This window comes from Algibacter sp. TI.3.09, assembly GCF_038154905.1.
Classification (GTDB): domain Bacteria; phylum Bacteroidota; class Bacteroidia; order Flavobacteriales; family Flavobacteriaceae; genus Algibacter.
The window spans coordinates 1,377,837-1,397,877 of the sequence record NZ_JBAKAN010000001.1 but is presented as its reverse complement, the minus strand read 5'-3'; the positions used below and the strand labels follow the sequence as shown (position 1 = coordinate 1,397,877).

General features: G+C 34.4%; 10 protein-coding genes. 6 read left to right on the top strand and 4 right to left on the bottom strand.

Features of this window, described 5'->3' with window-relative positions; genetic code table 11:
- Window positions 1–45: 45 nt before the first annotated feature.
- From V6246_RS05480 to V6246_RS05465, 4 genes are read right to left on the bottom strand one after another with little or no spacing between them, the layout of a single operon-like run.
- Window positions 46–933 (bottom strand): serine hydrolase, encoded by an 888-nt coding sequence (locus tag V6246_RS05480; protein WP_159020936.1) that lies wholly within the window; start codon window positions 931–933, stop codon window positions 46–48.
- A 1-nt stretch (window position 934) separates the two neighbouring features.
- A complete protein-coding gene (locus V6246_RS05475; RefSeq protein WP_341559474.1) occupies window positions 935–1,996 on the bottom strand; it encodes a mandelate racemase/muconate lactonizing enzyme family protein in 1,062 nt (353 codons plus the stop codon).
- The gene (locus tag V6246_RS05470; protein WP_341559473.1) at window positions 1,996–3,066 is read right to left on the bottom strand and encodes a DUF1611 domain-containing protein; all 1,071 of its coding nucleotides are present in this window, start codon (window positions 3,064–3,066) and stop codon (window positions 1,996–1,998) included. Before V6246_RS05470 ends, V6246_RS05475 begins: the two co-directional genes overlap by 1 nt.
- A 42-nt stretch (window positions 3,067–3,108) precedes the next feature.
- Window positions 3,109–4,170 (bottom strand): pyridoxal-phosphate dependent enzyme, encoded by a 1,062-nt coding sequence (locus tag V6246_RS05465; protein ID WP_341559471.1) that lies wholly within the window; start codon window positions 4,168–4,170, stop codon window positions 3,109–3,111.
- A gap of 470 nt (window positions 4,171–4,640) precedes the next feature.
- Here V6246_RS05465 and fsa point away from each other — a divergent pair, with 470 nt between their 5' ends.
- The 6 genes from fsa to V6246_RS05435 all read left to right on the top strand — a co-directional run bounded on the left by fsa (window position 4,641) and on the right by V6246_RS05435 (window position 20,030).
- Window positions 4,641–5,297, top strand: a complete 657-nt coding sequence (fsa, locus tag V6246_RS05460; RefSeq protein ID WP_341559469.1) for a fructose-6-phosphate aldolase — start codon at window positions 4,641–4,643, stop codon at window positions 5,295–5,297.
- Between the two features lie 122 nt (window positions 5,298–5,419).
- Window positions 5,420–8,248, top strand: a complete 2,829-nt coding sequence (locus V6246_RS05455) for a DUF5060 domain-containing protein (RefSeq protein ID WP_341559467.1) — start codon at window positions 5,420–5,422, stop codon at window positions 8,246–8,248.
- An 11-nt stretch (window positions 8,249–8,259) separates the two neighbouring features.
- Window positions 8,260–12,393, top strand: a complete 4,134-nt coding sequence (locus V6246_RS05450) for a two-component regulator propeller domain-containing protein (protein ID WP_341559466.1) — start codon at window positions 8,260–8,262, stop codon at window positions 12,391–12,393.
- A gap of 451 nt (window positions 12,394–12,844) precedes the next feature.
- Window positions 12,845–15,484: a glycoside hydrolase family 3 protein gene (locus tag V6246_RS05445; protein WP_341559465.1), complete on the top strand. Its 2,640-nt coding sequence runs from the start codon at window positions 12,845–12,847 to the stop codon at window positions 15,482–15,484.
- Between the two features lie 35 nt (window positions 15,485–15,519).
- Complete coding sequence (locus V6246_RS05440) at window positions 15,520–18,519, top strand: SusC/RagA family TonB-linked outer membrane protein (protein ID WP_341559463.1); 3,000 nt, start codon at window positions 15,520–15,522, stop codon at window positions 18,517–18,519.
- 17 nt (window positions 18,520–18,536) lie between these two features.
- Window positions 18,537–20,030 (top strand): RagB/SusD family nutrient uptake outer membrane protein, encoded by a 1,494-nt coding sequence (locus tag V6246_RS05435; RefSeq protein ID WP_341559462.1) that lies wholly within the window; start codon window positions 18,537–18,539, stop codon window positions 20,028–20,030.
- Window positions 20,031–20,041 lie beyond the last annotated feature (11 nt).

Genomic DNA, 20,041 nt, shown 5'->3' with positions numbered 1-20,041 from the left:
AGCTATTCCAGATGTTTTATTTTACTATTAAGTTATAAAAAATGATTAAATATTCAGTACTTTTTCAATAGGAACTACTAAGTCTCTAATAATTTGTTCTCCGTTTTCATCATTTATTAAGGCTACTAAAATATAGCGACGACCAGGATCTCCCCAAACTAATATAGAATCTGAATGAAACGTTTTCCATGAGCCCGATTTACGGAACAAACGAGCTCTAGGTGCTATTCTATCTAATGTGTTTACAAATTTATGGTGTAAAGCAGGATCTTCTAAAATATCTAGCATTTGTTTAGATCGTTGCGTATTTACAAGCTCACCTTTGTAAAGCATATAGTAAAATCGGCATACCTGAGTTACAGTTGCGGCATGACTTAAGTTTTTTATAGGCTCTCGATTGGTTGCGCCTCCGGCAGCATAGCGTTTCCCTACCCATAAGCCTCCTCCTGTCTCCTCATCGTAAAGATTGTATTTGTCGCTAGTGAGTACTTTTTCAATTTTATCATAACCCAAACGGTCTATCATTCTTGTGGTTGCCGCGTTGTTAGAGTTACTTATCATCAACTTCATATCGTTTTTAATATCGGCTGTTTCAATAAGCTCCTTTTTTTCTATGGCATCCATTGCTGCTAGTAATACAGCAATTTTAGGTAAGCTTGCAGCATACATCATTTCATTGCCGTTTACTCGGGCGAATTTAATGTTATTTTTATCAGATAAATCAACCAGACCGATAGCCATTTTGTTCTGACTAATAAGAGTTTTCCAATCGGAATGTTTACTCATTTCAGAATCTAATTTTTTCTGAAGTGTATTATCTAAAAGAGATCTAAGCGGTTTAGTAGCCGTATTAGCTTTTACAGGCAATTCTTGTGCTTGTGCAAAAGTTAATATTCCCAAAAGGGCGAAATATAATATAAATTTATTTTTCATTTTAGTCTTTAATTAGTCCTAATCCGGCTGCTTTACTTGGATATAAAATACCTTTATCTAGTTTAAATAATCCTTTAAAAGGATCTGCAATCATATCTAAATGCCCATCAAGGTCTGCAAATTTTATATTTTGTCTAGAAAGCGCAAAGTGCAATCCTGCTGAAATACCTAATCTACACTCGTCTATACAACCTACCATAGCTTCTAGGCCCGCAGATTGAGATACCGAGTTGATGTGCATAGCTTCGCGAATACCACCAACTTTCATCAGTTTTATATTCACCATGTCTACACGTTCATTTTGAGCTAAACGAAACGTGTCTTTTAATGTTTTTACACTTTCGTCTGCCATAACGGGAATACCTGTATTTTTGGTTACTTGGCCAAGAAGTTCGTCCATACCTTCTTTGGTTGGTTGTTCAAAAATTTCAATACCCACTTTTTTAGTCCCTTCAAAAAACGCAATGGCTTCTTTTACAGTATAACCTTGGTTTCCATCGAAGCGCAATTGTGTACTTGGGAACATATCGCGCAAGCGTATCATTTTTTCTATATCTTCTTCTACAGAAAGTCCGCCTTTAATTTTTAGAATAAAAAAACCTTCTTTTACATAATCTCCGGCAATGCGCAACGTGTCTTCAATAGGTAAAATACCTAATGTGATACTCGTTGGGATGCTATGGCGATAACCTCCTAAAAATTGATATAAAGGAGTATCGATTTTTCTAGCAACTAAATCTAGTAAAGCCATGTCTACCATAGCTAAGGCCGATGATTTTCGTTTTAGAAGTGGTTTTAAATCATGCAGAATCTCGGTACTCATAAAGCTATTTTTTCCTTTTAGAAAAGGAATGATAATATCTTTAATGTCTTGCTCAACTTCTTGAGGAGATTCTCCAGTAACCACAGCGTCTGGTGCCGCACAACCATAACCAATAGCTAGTGTATCTGTTTCAATTTTAAGAATGAAATTTACAGCTTTCGATATGGTTTCGTAAGCGATAGTATAAGGCTCTGAGAGCTTTAAATCTAGACGCTCGTATGATACATTGGTTATTTTCATTACAGTTTAGAATCTAACAATTCTACTAGTTCATCCGTGCCATGTGCTAAAACATCAAATGCAGGTAAACCTGTTTGTTTAGTGATAGCTTGGCATGCAGGTGTAATTTCTTCAGCCGTCATACCTTCATGGTTTACAGTAATAGCCAATACTTTTACACCAGAAATGGTTTCGATAGCTTGAATTTGTTTTTTTAATGTATGCAATTTATAGCCAGGAAAACCATCGTATTCTTTACGCGTAGGTGCATGTTGTAAGATAACATAATCTGGACGCCCAGCAGCCAGAATTTCGAAACCACCAGGATAAGCAGGGTTCATTAAACTACCTTGACCTTCGATTACAATAACGTCTGGTTTTTCATTTTTGTAAGCGCTAACAACGGCGTGTTCTATTTCACCCGAAACAAAATCGTTAATACAACTATCCATAATCATGCTGTATTTAGCACCTTGCATCCAAGCAGTTTGCCCAGTACCAATCATTTCTGCACTGCGGCTTGCTTTACGTAAACCTTGAACAATTAACCATGCTGTGGTACGTTTGCCAATAGCAGAATCTGTACCTAAAACAGCAAGTTTTAAGCAGTCTACTTTTTCAATATCTCCAGAGAAAAAATGCAGGGTATCACGATCTGGTGTTTTGCGTACATCACGAATGCGGCTACCTTTTTCTTTAGCTATTTTTACAAGCTCTTCATCGTTTGTTAAAAAATCGTGTAAACCACTATCTACGTTCCAGCCTAAGGTAAGTGCTTGTTTTATGGTAGCTTTAGCTTCTTGCGGTAATCTTCCTCCATCGGGAGCTAGGCCTATAACCAAGGTTTTAGGTAAAGCACCAGAGTTTTTTAATTCTTTAATAGCAGAAGTTAAATCTTTAAAAATTATAATACCATTCTTTTTTCCGTCTAATGTTTTTCCAGCATCATGCCCTTCATATTTGCTATCAATAACGCCAACAACTTCGTAGCGTTCGGTAAAACGTACTAAGCCGTGAGCCGTTTTGCCATTAGGTGTATTAAATGCGCCTTCACAATATACAAGTGCGCGTCCGTCTATTTTCTTTTTCATCTTTAATTTAGTTTTTAAAATATGCTTAATTAAGCGTATTTATTAGTTTTTTGCTGTTAAGACTGCCACAAAGCGGTCTGGTTCAAAATTTAGTTTTTCATCGAGTTCTAGCAATCCAATAAGTCCTGCGGTTGAGGCAGGTAATATTTTTAACCCTTCTTTTTTTAGAAGAAAAGTTGCCATCTCTTTCATTTTCTTGTCACTTACGTTAAAAGCATCTCCTTCAGATTCTTTTAATGCAAATAAAGCTTCATCGCCATCAAAACTATGCCAATTTATAAGCGGTTCATTATAAATAGTTTCTTTTATAGACTTAGGGTCTAAATCTTCACAAGAGCTTAATCCTTTTTTAAAAGAACTCACAATTGGGTTTTTATGAGAGGATGAGGCTGCTATCATTTTTGGTATACGCGATGTTTTACCACGTTTGTAAAGCGTAACAAAACCTCTATAAATTCCAGCAAATAAAGTACCGTTAGAAACTGGTGCAGCGCAATATTTTGGTGCATCGCCTAGATCTTCCACGATTTCGTAAGCTATTTGTGCATAAGCCGTAATTTGTAAAGGTGTATTGGCTCCGCCTGGGTTGGCATCGTACCAACCATACTCAAAAGCATAATCTGTGCTAGATTTTACAACATCTTCATAGCTACCTTCCAATTTAATAATTTCCGCGTTAAGCATTTCCATTTCCTTAATACGCTCGGTATGGTAACTTTCAGGAATAAACACTTTACATTTTAAGCCCGCTAAATTTGCTGCCAATGCTACCGCCACACCATAATTACCGCAGGTTGCTAAAGAAATAGTATCGTAATCGCGACGCAAAGCATCATAGACTTGTGCAAAGGCAATGCGGTCTTTTTGCGTACCTGTTGGATTATCACCTTCATATTTAATATATAGTTGGCGAATATCGAATTTGCGCTCTAAGGCTTTCGCTCTATTTAATCCGGTATCTCCAACTTCAATATTTATAATATCTTCAAAATATTCCAACCTATCGATTAGTGATTTGGTTTTGTCTTTTACAAAATCACTTAGTTTTCTGGTTTCCGAAGAGACCTTTATCTCCGCATTTTTTACGCCATCTCTTAATAACATAGCATTGTTAGATTTATTAATTGTGTATCTAATTTATATACAAAAAAAATAACAATGCCAATTTTTTATATAAATTTTTATTAAATTTTTTAATGCTTTTTTGTGATAAAAAAGCTGAGTATTTGAAGCAGGTTTTACGCATTAAATGTTGGCTAATGCATTAGGTTTAATAGCTGTTATTGATTTTTATATCACCACATATTTTATGTTTTTTCGCTAAAACATTTAAAATTGAAACCATAAAATCTGCTTTTTGTTTTTGTAACATCTGGCAATAACTGTTTCTATAGATGCAAATTATAGAGCCAGGCGCATCATTTGTTTCATAGAATGATTGATTTGTAATATAGGATAGGCTTTTCTGTACGTAGTTTTGAATATGAATTTTCAATTTAGGGTTGAATTCAATTTATTTATTATGAATGAAAACTAAATAGTAAAAACTTAACAATAATATAAGAAGGTAAATTATGAAATTTTTTATTGATACAGCAAACTTAAGTGATATTGCAGAAGCTCAAGCTTTGGGTGTTTTAGATGGCGTAACAACAAACCCATCATTAATGGCAAAAGAAGGTATTATCGGAAGCGAGGCGATTTTGGGACATTATAAAAAAATATGCGAATTAGTTGAAGGTGATGTAAGTGCAGAAGTGATTTCTACCGATTTCGAAGGTATGATAAAAGAGGGTGAAGCTCTAGCAGCATTGCATCCACAAATTGTAGTAAAACTGCCTATGATTGCTAATGGCGTAAAAGCTTGTAAATATTTTACGGATAAAGGAATTAGAACGAACGTAACGTTGGTTTTTTCGGCAGGGCAGGCTTTGTTAGCAGCTAAAGCGGGAGCTACTTATGTTTCGCCTTTTTTAGGCCGTTTAGATGATATTTCTACAGATGGTTTAAACCTAATTAGCGAAATAAGGTTAATTTATGATAATTATGGTTTTGAAACACAAATTTTAGCGGCATCTATTAGAAATACTATACATGTTATTAACTGTGCAAAAATTGGCTCTGATGTTATGACGGGGCCACTATTATCAATCACAGGTTTATTAAAGCACCCTTTAACAGATAGTGGTTTGGCTAAATTTTTAGAAGACTATAAGAAAGGTAATGGGTAGGATGTAATAAAAATAATATATACTTTTAAAGAGTGAATAAAAACTAAATTAGATTTCGGAGTATTTGATTTAATTCTCCGAAATTTAAACCAAAACCAATTAACCAACCAAAACTTAATCTAATGAGAATTTTTACAGTACTCTGTTTTTTAATTACCCAGTTAACTTTTTCGGAATATAAAGATGTGAAAGTAGAAGGCACATTAAAAAAATGGCAAAAAATAACACTAAGTTTTACTGGAGACTCTTTTAGTGAGAGCCAAGAAGATAATCCGTTTTTAAACTACAGACTTAACGTTGTTTTTAAAAGTAAAAACAAAACGTATTCCGTTCCTGGATTTTATGCTACAGATGGTAATGCTTCTGAAACAAGTGCGAAAGATGGTAAGGTTTGGCAAGTTCGATTTACTCCAGATGAAGTTGGCACATGGACTTACGAGGTATCTTTTAGAAAAGGAAACAATATAGCTATAGATGATAATAAAGAGGCCGGAGAATCGGTTGCTTTTGATGGTGTAAAAGGTGGTTTTGAAATTACTAAACCAGATGAACAAGCAAAAGGAAGATTGCAATATACAGGCGATAGATATTTGCACTATTCAGAAAATAGTAAGCCATTTTTAAAAGGAGGAACGGATAGTCCTGAAAACTTTTTAGGATATTATGAGTTCGATCAAACACCTGATAAACACCGATACCAACCACATTTTAAAGATTGGAAAAATGGAGATCCAATGTGGCAAAATGGAAAAGGGAAAAACATTATTGGTGCATTAAATTATCTAGCATCAAAAGGCATGAACTCGGTTTATTTTTTAACCATGAATGTGCAAGGCGATGGAAAAGATGTTTGGCCATGGACAAACGAGAATGAGCGTTACCGCTTCGATTGTAGTAAGCTAGACCAATGGGAAATTGTTTTCGATCACATGGATAAGTTAGGTTTAATGCTACATATTGTAACTCAGGAAACAGAAAACGAATTGCTAATGGATATTGGTGAACTTGGAGTACAAAGAAAGCTGTATTACAGAGAATTAATAGCAAGGTTTTCGCATCATTTAGCAATAACGTGGAATTTAGGAGAAGAAAATGGTCCTGTACATTGGTCGCCAAAAGGTCAAAATGATAGCGATAGAAAAGCTATGGCTAAGTACATTAAAACCCATGATCCTTATAAGAGTTTAGTGGTTTTGCACACGCACTCTCAGCCAAAAGAACAAGATTTGTTTTTAAATCCGTTATTAGGCTATCCGTTTTTAGATGGGCCTTCGTTGCAAACGCACGAACCTGATTTAGTACATAACATTACAAAAAAATGGATAGACCAATCTCAAAAAAATGGAAGAAATTGGGTTGTAAATCAAGATGAAATTGGCCCTGCCGATACTGGAGCAAAACCAGATAAGGACGATCCTAATCATGATGATATTAGACACAAAGTGTTATGGGGAAATTTAATGGCTGGTGGTGCTGGTGTAGAGTGGTATTTTGGATATAAATTTGACCACAACGATTTAAAATGTGAAGATTGGCGCTCTAGAGATGCCGTTTGGAATCAAACTAGATATGCTTTAGAGTTTTTTCAGAGGTATTTACCTTTTACAGAAATGCAATCGGCCGATGGTTTAACTGATAATCCAGACGATTTTGTTTTTGCTAAAAATGATGATACCTATGCTATTTATTTACCAGAAGTAAAAGAAACAAAAATTAACTTATTTGGTTCTAAAAATACGTTTTTAGTAAAATGGTATAATCCAAGAACAGGCGAAGCCCTGCAAAATGGAACAATAGAAAAAATACAAGCCGGACAAAAAGTGGATATTGGTTTTCCTCCAAATAAAGAAAAAGATTGGGTGGCTTTATTAACCTTAAAAAGTAAAAAGAAAAAAGGAACTTCGGAAACTAAAAAAGAAGTAGTAACCTTAAATGCTTTAACGGATTTTGAGATAGAAACAGATAATAACAACGCGGTATATTATAAAGATAAGTCCAATAACGTTTTAGCTATAAACGCTGCAGATAAAGACCAACGCTCTAAGTTAGCTTATGCAAGTACTAGGTTTAGCGGATTATCTGGATTGTACAACTTGACGTTGATTTCTATGGCTGAAAATGATGGTGAATCGGAATACGTTATTTTAAAGAATGGTGAGGTTGTGAGTAATATAATAAACTCGGAAACCGATAAAACATTTAATATTGAACGTCACGAAATGGGCCAGTTTTTTATTGCAGAAAATGATATTATCCAAATAGCATCTAAAGCGGTAACTAATAAGAAAATACCAGAAAATGGCGGAACCGCATGGTCTAGAGGACGATGGAGTCAACTTGTTCTAACTCCAGATGGTTTGGTAACCCCAGAGATGCTACAAGCAGAAATACCTTTTATAGAAAAAGAAGGTGTATTAGAAATTGAGGCTGAGGACTTTCATTATAATTCAAAAAACGGAACAAATAGAGAATGGATTGTTAAAAATGCTAAAGAGAAAACAGACCAAAGTAAAACAGCAAGTTCTCATAAATATATTGAGGCATTTCCGGATACTCGTGTTACTCATGACGATATTTTAATTAAAGGAGAAAACTTTTTCCCGCTGCCTGGTGTTGGCGGTATGGTTTCATATAAAATAAAAATAAATACACCTGGTCGTTATTATGTTTGGGCAAGCGTTTATTCTAGTGGAGCAGAAGATAATGGCGTACATGTTGGGGTAAATAACACTTGGCCAGAAAGCGGAGCGCGTATGCAATGGTGCAAAGGTAAAGATAAATGGACCTGGTCATCGGCGCAGCGTGCAACAGATAATCATTGTGGTACGCCAAAAACTATATTTTTAGATTTAGAAAAAGGAGAATCGATTTTATCGTTCTCTATGCGTGAAGATGGTCTAAAAATGGATCGAATTATTTTAACAAACGATGTTAATTATAGTCCTAAATAAATTGTAATAATATGCGGCTAAAAAGATGCACTAATCTTTTAATATTTTTAAGCTTTCTGTTAACCCTAAATTTTTGGGGACAAACACCTATTCAAGATTTTAATTTTGTTAATATCAGGGAAGGTATTTCTAAAGTAGGTATATATTCCATAACCCAAGATCATCATGGGTTTATGTGGATTTGTACTAACGGATCGGGTTTATATAAGTTTGATGGTATTGATTATACATCATACAAATTTAAAGTTGAAGATTCAACATCACTACGTAGCAATCTTGTTTTTTCATCTTATTTAGATAATAACAATCGTTTATGGATTGGTACGGAAGATGGACTGAACCTCTACAATAGGGATTTAGATCAGTTTGAAAAAATACCGGTTGGTAATACCGATGAGATTGGTATTTCAGTATTAAGCATTAAAGAAGATCATTATGGCAATCTTTTAATAGGGACAAGAGGTTTAGGTTTGTTTCTCATGAATTTAGAAACTCGAGAAGTCGTAAGGGTGATTGATACAGATAGATATCCTGCTATAAATGCTATAGAAATTTGTAATAAAACAGTGTTTTTAGGAACAAGTGTAGGGCTTCGTGTATTAGATTATTCTAATAATAAAATTAGAAAACCACATAATAATAGCAACGCCAATTTTAATCTACCTATACAAACATTAAAACGGAGTAATAATAATAATTTATGGGCGGGAACTTACGGAAACGGTGTTATTAAGTATCTATTAGAAGACGATACTATTACTGAATATTCAAATTTTGAAATAAGTAATAAGCGCATACTTGCAATGATTCAGTTGCCAGATAATTCCATATTAATTGGCTCTGAGAATGATGGACTTTTTCATATTAATTCTAATGGAGAACTTATAAAACGATACTTGTATCATAAAAGAGATGAAAATAGCATTCTTTCAAACTCTATTTGGTCTTTATTTCTAGATAAGGAAGAGCGCATTTGGCTTGGGTACTATAACAGCGGTGTTGCTGTAAGCGATAAACTTTTTGATAAATTTGGTAATATAGAAAGTTTAACGAGCAATGTAAACTCTTTGCAAACAGGTTCTGTAACTGGTATTGTTAAAGATAGTAAAGATAAACTTTGGGTTTCTACAGATGGTGGAGGCATTGATGTTATAGATATTAAAAATTCAAAATTTAATCATATAAATCTTTCTAATACCGAGCATTATACGGGGTTAACTAGTAATTATATTCAAACTGTTTTTATTGATAGTAAAGAAAATGTTTGGGCAGGAAGCTGGGATAATGGTTTTTATGTGCTTAAAAAAGACAAAAATAAGTTTGAAAATATTAATGTAAAAAACGCTCAAGGCAATCTAATTTCAAATGCTATTTTATCTATAACAGAAGATCAAGATGGAATAATTTGGATAGGCTCTTTTTACTCCGGTATCTACACTTATAACACGGAAACAGATGTGCTTAAAAATTATAATTCTGGCGCATTCGAAAGTATTTCAACAACCGATGTTAGAAAAATTTTAGTCGATAAAGATAATACCATTTGGTTTGGAACTACCGCTGGGCTTTTCAAAATAACTAAAAGTAAAAATGATGAATTGGAACTTGCTTCCCTAGAAAAACAGATGTCGCAGGTGCCAAATAATCAAAAAAGTGCCAATCATATTTTATCATTATATCAATGTTCTAACCAATATATTTGGATAGGCACACGTGGCGCAGGGCTCTGTAGATACAACAAGCAAACCAACGAATTTAAATGGTATAATAAAATCACAGGCTTGCAAGAAGAAAATGTAACTGGCATTATTGAAGATAATGCTGGCGATATTTGGGTAACTGGTAATTCTGGTATTTCAAAATTAAATATTGAAACGAATGAGGTAACAAGCTACTCGTCTAACGATGGCTTATTGTCCGATGATTTTAATTTCAACGCCACGTTAAAAGATGAAGATGGTGTGCTTTATTTTGGTAATTACAAAGGTATAGATTATTTCAATCCAGAAAAACTAGAGGTAAACTCAAGCGTGCCTTCTTTATTTTTAACAGGATTAAAAATTTTCAATAAAGATGTAGTTCTAAATCAGGAAAATAGCCCACTCACTAAGGTTATTACCGAAACGAAAAGTTTAGAGTTTAATTACGAGCAAACGGTATTTACCATAGAATATACAGGGATTAATTACACAAGACCAGAAAAAAATCAATATGCTTATTATTTAGAAGGCTTTGAAGAATCTTGGAATTATGTGGGCGATTTGCAAAGTGCCACCTACACAAACCTAGATTATGGCGAGTATACCTTTAAGCTAAAAGCCGCGAATAATGATGGAGTTTGGAACGAAACGCCGCTAACACTTAAAATAACCATGTTGCCACCTTGGTGGAAAACAAATGTTGCCATGGTGTGTTACATTGCCTTGTTTTTTATGGGAGTATACCTTTTAAATAGAATGACTCAAAGTAGAATAAAAGAGAAGGAGGCTATTAAAAACGAACGTATTCAGCGAGCACAAGAAGATCAATTAAATGAGAAGAAAATTCAGTTTTTTACCAATATTTCTCACGAGTTTAGAACACCACTTACTTTAATAATTAACCCACTACAAGACATTTTGAGAGACACAGGTTTGAGTCTTCCGTTTACGGTTAAAGATAAACTAGATGTTATTTATCGAAATACCGATAGGCTTTATAGAATGATTAACGAGCTTATGGATTTTAGAAAGTTAGAACTCGATAAAGTGAATATTAGAGCTTCAGAATTCAACCTGGTAAGTTTAACAAAAGATGTGGTTGCTTTTTTTAAAGAAGAAGCGTCTAACCGAAATATTTATCTTTCTATGGATTCCGATGTGCCCGATTTACCAATTTGGGCAGATGCGAGTATGTTGGAGAAAATTATTTTTAATATCCTGTCTAACGCTATAAAAGTTACGCCAGATGGTGGTGCTATTAATGCAGATATTTTATCGACAGACGATTTGGTTTTATTCCCTTTAATAGATGAAAAAGAACCACGTAAGGCATTAGAAATTAGAATATCAGATACAGGTCCGGGATTAGAAAAAGATCAAATAAATAAAATTTTTGAACGTTTTTATCAAATTGAAAACCTAAACAAAGGGTATTACGGGAGTACAGGTATAGGCTTAGAGGTTGTGCAAAGTTTTATTAAACTGCATAAAGGTAAAGTTGAAGTGGAAAGTGAAGTAGGTAAGGGTACCACATTCAGAATTCTACTTCCTGCTGGGAATACACATTTTACAAAAGAAGAACTTGCACCTCACGTAGTTTCAGAAAGTGCGAAAAAGGAAAAATTTATATTAAATTCTGCTGTAGAGGCAACAGAAACCGATAGCGATGCGGCAAGTGGCACTAAATCGAGTACATTACTTATTGTAGAAGATAGTGTGGAGCTGAGAAAATATTTAAAAAGTGAATTAAAAAATCATTACAAAATATTGGTTGCAAAAAATGGAAAAGAAGGCTTGAAAATAGCAAAACAATCTATACCAGATATTATTCTAACCGATGTTATTATGCCAGAAATGGATGGGTTTGAGTTTTGTAAACAAATAAAGACGGATATAAAAACGAGTCATATTCCGTTATTAATGCTAACTGCTAAAACCAGAATAGACGACCGTATGGAAGGTATTGGTTTTGGTGCCGATGCGTATATGGTAAAACCGTTTGATATGCGTTTACTAAAATTACGTTTGGCACAATTAATAACGAGTAGAAAGTTAATATTCGATAAATATTTTGGAGATATAAGTGGTAAGGAACAAGCCGGAACTACATCTATTGATAAAGAGTTTATACAAAAAGTATTAAGCTACATTAGTGAAAACATGAGTGATTCCGATTTAAGTGTTGAGGTTTTGGCATCGCAGTTAAATTTAAGTAGAAGTCAGCTTTATCGCAAAATAAAATCGCTTACGGGCCAAACGGTAAATGAGTTTTTAAGAAAAATCCGTATACAGAAGGCTAAGCAGATACTTGAAACGGGAAATTCTAATATTAGCGAAGTATGCTATAAAGTAGGGTTTTCTTCACCTTCATATTTTACAAAATGTTTTAAGGCCCACTTCGGAATTCTACCTACCGAGGTTAAGGTAAAAGACGATGAGGTGTAAATAGATTATAACTTCAAATTAAAGAAGAAAAACACATAAAAGCAGCTTGTGAAAGCATAGTTTTTATGTGTTTTTTTATGCATTATAATCTGTGTTAAACGTATTCAATCTTAATATTTCTAGCTGCCTTATTTTAAGTATATCAATATTTTAACATCAAGGCTGTTTTGTAATAGATGTTGCATCTTTTGTGTCAAATGTTGTAAAACATGCGTTTATAGGGGTAATCGCAACAAAATTCTCATTGTTTGCTTAATGCGTTCTATCAAAAAAGCGATTCGTCAAGTATATTTGATTTCATAATTATTGAATTTCAAAATGAAACATCGCAAAACCCTATTAAAACTTTTAGCAGAAATTTTACTGGTCTGTTTTATGCTTTTCATTTTGGTTATGATATTCAGTTTCTTTTAAACGCAAATTATATATGCTAATAACTAAACTTAACATATTGAACATTAAATATTATAACATAGCTTTTGTTGTAATATTGACATGTGTCTTGAATTCTTGTAACTCTAACAAAAAAGGGGTTGCTTTTCAATTTCAAGATGAATCGCTTTCTACAGAAGTACGTGTTAACGATTTAGTATCGCGTTTAACTTTAAAAGAAAAAATATCTCAATTAAGATATGATGCTCCAGCAATAGAACGGTTAGGTATTCCTGAATACAATTGGTGGAACGAGTGTTTACATGGTGTCGCTAGAGCAGGAGAAGCAACTGTTTTTCCTCAAGCTATAGGTATGGGGGCAACATGGAATCCAGATTTAATTTTTGAAATGGGAACAGCAGTTTCAAATGAAGCTAGGGCTAAGCACCATCAGTTTGTAAAAGAGGGTAAAAGACGCATGGGCCAAGGTTTAACATTTTGGACACCCAACATCAATGTTTTTAGAGATCCGCGTTGGGGTAGAGGTCAAGAAACTTATGGTGAAGATCCGTTTTTAACTAGTAAAATGGGTGTTAATTATATTAATGCCTTACAGGGCGATGATGATAAATACTTGAAAGTAGTTGCTACAGCGAAGCATTTTGCTGTACACAGCGGTCCGGAGAAATCGAGACACCAAGACAACTACCAAACAAATAATAAAGATTTATACGAAACGTATTTGCCAGCATTTAAGGCAGCCGTTAAGGAAGCGAATGTCTATTCCGTAATGTGTGCGTATAATAGATATAGAGATGTGCCATGCTGTGGTAGCGATATGCTATTACAAAAAATTCTTCGCGACGACTGGGGTTTCAATGGTTATGTAGTATCCGATTGTTGGGCGATAAACGATTTTTGGCAAGCTGAACACCATGGTGTTGTAGAAACACCAGCAGAAGCAGCAGCTATGGCGTTAAATAACGGCACAGATTTAAATTGCGGAAATGTTTACGATCCTAGCCTTAATGATGCCATTTTAAAAGAACTTGTAGATGAGGTAGCTATTGATGCTGCTATAAAAAAACTGTTTTTAGCACGTTTTAAATTGGGTATGTTTGATGCTCCAGAACATGTAAAATGGGCAAGCATTCCTTATGATGTTGTAGCTAGCAATGCACATTTTGCACTATCGGAAAAAGTGGCTAAGGAATCTATGGTGTTGCTTAAGAATGAAAATGAAACATTGCCACTTAGTAAAGGTTTAAAATCCATTGCTATAATTGGTCCTAATGCAAATTCGACACAAGCTTTATTAGGTAATTATCATGGTACGCCCAACCAGTTTATAACACCATTAAAGGCTATAAAAGCAAAATTGCCTAATACTGAAATACATTATGCTTTGGGTAGTGATATTGCTTCGGGATGGTCCACTTTAACACCTATTCCTAATTCGGAACTCAAAAGCGAAGGCGAAGCAGGTTTAAAAGGAGAGTACTTTAGTAATAACATTTTTAAAGGTGAGCCTGAGTTTACAAGGGTAGATAGTATTATCAATTTTGTTTGGACGCCAAAACTACCTATTAACGATTTAAAATCTGATAACTTTTCGGTTCGTTGGACAGGAGCATTAAAACCAACCGAAAGTGGTGCATACAGAATAGGTTTAAAGGCAAGTAGTTTTGCTAAATTGTTTATAAACGATTCACTTTATTTCGAGTTTAGTTCAGAATACGAGCCAAAAACAAAATATTTCGATACGGTTCTAGAAAAAGGAAAAATATATAATGTTAAAATAGAGTATAACAATGCATTGTCCGATCCGCAAGCGCATTTACTTTGGGCTAAATTAGATGAAGATTTAATTACACCAGCAATAGAGGCGGTAAAAAGGGCCGATGTTGCCATCTTATTTTTAGGGCTTTCACCAGAAATTGAAGGTGAAGAAATGGAAGTGGAATTGGAAGGTTTTGATAAAGGAGATCGCTCTGAAATTTCATTACCTAAAAATCAAGTTGAATTAATGAAAAAGGTTCAGGCCATCGGTAAACCCACTATTGTAGTTTTAATGAATGGTAGTGCGTTGGCTGTAAATTGGGCAGCCGAAAATGTTCCTGCTATTTTAGAAGCTTGGTATCCTGGAGAATTTGGAGGAAAAGCTATTGCTGATGTTTTGTTTGGAGATTATAACCCTGGAGGAAAACTTCCGGTAACGTTTTATAAATCGGTAGCAGATTTACCAGATTTTAAAGATTATAACATGGATAATAGAACTTATAAATATTTTAAGGGCGATCCTTTGTTTCCTTTTGGTCACGGGTTAAGTTATTCAACTTTCGAATATTCAAACCTAAAAATAGCAGATCAAGTAACGCTTAAAGATGCTATTAATGTTTCAGTAGAAATAAAAAACACAAGTAAAGTTGCTGGTGATGATGTGGTTCAAATTTATTTAACACATTTAGATAAACATGAGCAAAACGCGATTAGAACTTTGGTAAGTTTCGATAGAGTGCAGCTGGCTGCTGGAGAGACTAAAATTTTAAATTATAAAATCGATGCTGAAGAGTATGCCTGGGTTAATTTCGAAGGAAAAAAAATACTAGAGCCAGGAAATGTATTGCTAAGTGTAGGAGGTAAACAACCCGGTTTTAAAGGTGTTTCCGATACGAGTTCTACATCTGTTTTAAAAAAAAGAGTATTATTAACAAACTAAATAAATAACTAATTAATTAACTTAAACTATTTAATATGATGAAGTTTAAACTTTTGGGTATGTTGCTTGCTATGTTCTGCATGCAAAATGCCTTTTCACAAGCAAAAACCATAAGCGGTACAGTTTCAGATACTGGAGGTATGCCTTTACCTGGTGTTTCTGTAATTGTTTTGGGTACCACAAATGGAGCATCTACAGATTTCGATGGTAATTTTTCTTTGAAAAACGTAAATATAGGAGATCAAATTACAGTAAGTTACGTTGGTATGGCTACTAAAACGCTAACTGTAGGTAATCAAAATACATTAAAAATAACCTTAGAAGAATCTCTAGAAGCACTAGAAGCTATTGTTGTAGTTGGTTACGGAAAGCAGAGTAGAGCCACGGTAACAGGAGCAGTTTCTACAGTAGATGCTGAAGAAATGTCGGCTTTACCAGTAACTAATGCAGAGTCTGCACTTCAGGGTCGTGCACCAGGAATTACTGTTGTAAACGGTGGTGTTCCAGGTTCTAGTCCAGTAGTTTTGATTAGAGGTTTAGGTACGTTTGGTAACAACTCGCCATTGTATGTTATAGATGGTGTTATTGTTGGTAATTTATCTGGAATAAGCCCTAACGATATCGAGAATGTATCTATTTTAAAAGATGCATCTACTACTGCTATTTATGGAGCACGTGGTTCTAATGGTGTGGTTTTGGTAACAACTAAAAAAGGAAAAAGTGGTAAAAGCCAACTATCATTCAATACGTATACGGGGTTCCAACAAAACACGAAACGTTACAACACCATGAATACCATTGAGTATTTGCAACATGCAGGTAATTTAGGAGTTTTTCCAAACAGACCATTATCTACGTATAAAATAAATACAAATTATCAAGATGAGATATTTAGAATAGGAATGATGCAAAATCATAGTTTAAACTATTCTGCGGGAACCGATAAAAGTTCTCAATATTTTTCTGCGGAATATTTAAAGCAAGAAGGAATTATTGTTAACACAGGCTTTGAGCGTTATTCGTTTAGAGCAAACAGTTCTGTTAATATCGGTAAATTAAAAGTAGGTGAGTCTATGGCACTTTCTTTTGGAAAACAAAACCCAGAATTATCGGGTGGTGGACGTTCTTTAATTACTCATGCTATTAAAGCGGCTCCGTATTTACCGGTTTATAACTCTAATAACGATGGTGGTTTTCAAGGGCCTTCTTCATCTGCAGATGGACAAGATGCTGAAAACCCAGTACGTATTCAAACACACCCTACAAGCATTAACAAAACGTTAAGCGTTATCGGTAACTTATATGCCGATTTAGAGATTATTGAAGGTTTAAATTATAAAACACAAGTTGGTTTAGATTATTTTACGTTTGATGGAAACACATTTACGCCATCATTTAGTGATGATAGTGTTGACGGTAGTAGTACACATGCTCAAAACTATGCCGAGTATGGTAGAAGTCATACTCAAGGGCAAACTTTAATTTTTACAAACAGTTTAAGTTACAGTACAACTATTGCTGAAAAGCATAATTTAGAATTATTAGCACTTGCTGAAAAAACAGAGAACAAGAGTACAAATTTTGGTGGAAGTGCAAGAAACTTAATTACAAACGAGTTAGTTCAATTTGGTGCCACAACGCCATCTATTGGAAGTGGTTCTAGTGAAACCAATAGATTAGGTTATTTAGGAAGGGTTAATTATAACTTTGAAGATAAATATATTTTATCTGCTTCTATTAGAAGAGATGCTTCTTCAAGATTTGGTGCAAACAATCGTTGGGGAACATTTCCATCGGCTTCTTTAGGTTGGAATATTGCTAAAGAAAACTTTTTAGACGATTCTAATGTTAATAATTTAAAACTTAGAGCCAGTTACGGTGTAGTTGGTAACGATAATATTGGAGACTATTTATACAGTGCCACGTTAACGGGGAATTTTGAGTACCCATTAGGCGATGGTAATGGAGCAGGTGTAACTGCAAATGGTGGCGCAAATCCGGATTTAAAATGGGAGGAAACTACCATGTTTAATGTTGGTTTAGATTTTGGTTTAAATAATGGGCAGTTTACTGCAAGTTTAGAGTATTATAGAAACCAAAGTGACGATTTATTATTAAGCTTACCAGCACCATTATCTAATGGTATTAATGCCGGAAACATTACAGCAAACGTTGGTTCGGTAGAAACTAGTGGTGTAGAGTTAGCTTTAGGATTTAATGATTATGAAGGGGATTTTACATGGTCGGCGAATTTAAATTTAGGAACTAGTGGAAACGAAGTTTTAAGTTTAGGAAGCTTAGATGCTTTTGAAGGTGCAGCCATGAAAGATGGTAAAGGAAACATTTCTAGAACTACGGTTGGCGAATCTTTATTTCATTTTTATGGTTTAGTAAGCGATGGTATTTACCAAACTCCAGAAGAGGTAGCAGCGGTATTTACATCAAACCCAGGGCAAACTACAGTACAACCTGGAGATGTTCGATATAAAGATTTAAATGGAGATGGAGACATTACTTCTGAAGATCGCGATATTTTGGCAAACCCTTATCCAGACTTTACTTACGGATTAAACTTAAGTGCTAATTATAAAAACTTCGATTTAAATTTATACATCACAGGTATAGAAGGTGTTGATATTTATAACACTAACAAATACGATTTAGAAGCTGGTGCCAATAGATTATTTAATGGAAGTAAGGTATTACTAGATAGTTGGACACCAACTAATCCATCTACAACACAACCAAGAGTGCCAGGAGCGCCACAAAACCATAGTGTTTCAGATAGATATATTGAAGACGGATCGTTTACAAGGTTAAAGAACATTAGCTTAGGTTATACGTTTACCGACGGTGTCTTCGAAAATTATTTTTCAAAGTTGAGATTATATGTAAGTGCCCAAAACTTAATCACCTTAACGGATTACAGCGGATTAGATCCAGAAATAGGACAAGGAAATCAAGAATTTGGAATAGACCGTGGACTTTATCCACAACCTAAATCTGTTATTTTAGGACTTCAAGTATCATTTTAATAAAAAAGAAATAAATTATGAAAACATATAAATTAATACTTACAGCACTGTTCGGGATATTTATAGTGAATTCCTGTTCAGAGAGCGAGTTCGAATTAGCCAACCCTAATCAACTGTCTCCCGAAACTTTCTTCGCTACAGAAACTCAAGTAGAATCTGCAGTAAATGCTGCTTATGCTAACCTACAAACCATTTCATTATATGGTAGATTAATTTGGTATATGATGGATAATATGTCTCATGAGCAATCTCCAAACGGACAGCAAGAGGCCGATAAAATTACATTTTACGATTTCTCGTTCGATTCCACTAACGGACAAATTGCAGAATATTGGGACAGTTGTTTTAGAGGCATAAACAAAGCAAACTTTGTTATAGGTAATGAAGCTACTATAAATAAGATTCCAGAAAATGAATTGTCGACTGCTACAAAGGCTAAATTTATGGCAGAAGCTAAATTTTTAAGAGCGCAATATTACTGGTTATTAGTAAATAGATTTGGTAATGTGCCTTTAAGAAACGGTGATTTTACACAACCAGAAGGAAAACCATTGAGCCCAAAAGCCGATGTAATGAATCAAATTATTGAAGATTTAACTTTTGCATCAGCAAACTTGTTACCAAAATCTCAAGAAGAAACAGGTCGTGCTACAAAAGGAGCTGCGCAAGCATTTTTAGGAAAAGCATTATTATATCAAAAAGAATATGAACTTGCTTTAAATTCTTTTAAGAAAATGTCAGGATACGAATTAGAGTCTGATTACTACGATAATTTTAAAGAAGAAACAGAAAATGGTATAGAGTCTGTTTGGGAAATTCAATACGATTTATCTTTAGGAACAGGAGATAAATGGTCTAGTCTTGTTGCTGGTTTTGGTAAAAATCATGCGACTTATAGAGGTCAAGATTATGGTGTGTTAGATTGGTTTAACGTATATCCATCAGATGATTTAGTGGCCGAATTTGAACCTGGAGATAACAGAATTGAAGGTAGTTTTTACTTTGTTGGAGATACATACAACAATGGCGCTAATACTTTTGTAGAAGGAGATTTTGCTGAAAATAGTGGAGATATTCGCCCTATTGCTTGGAAAAAATATCAAAATTATTACAAGCAAGTTAGTGAGGTGCAGGAATCTGGAATTAACCCGAAAGTAATTCGTTACTCAGATGTGTTATTAATGATGGCCGAATGTGAAAATGAAAGACCTGGCGGTTCTCAAGCAACTGCTGTTGGGTATATTAATGAAGTTAGAGCACGTGCAGATTTAGATCCTTTATCTACTTCGCTTTCTAAACCGGCTGTGTTCGATGCTATTGTGCACGAGCGTAAGGTAGAGTTAAGTGGAGAGCAAGTACGTTTTGATGATATGATTCGTTGGGGCATCGCAGCTACAGAGTTAGCAGGTACTAATTTTCAAGCTGGTAAACATGAGCTTTGGCCAATACCAGATAAGGAAATTGCAACAAATCCAAACGTTACAGTGGCAGACCAAAATCCAGGGTATTAAAAATAGTTTAG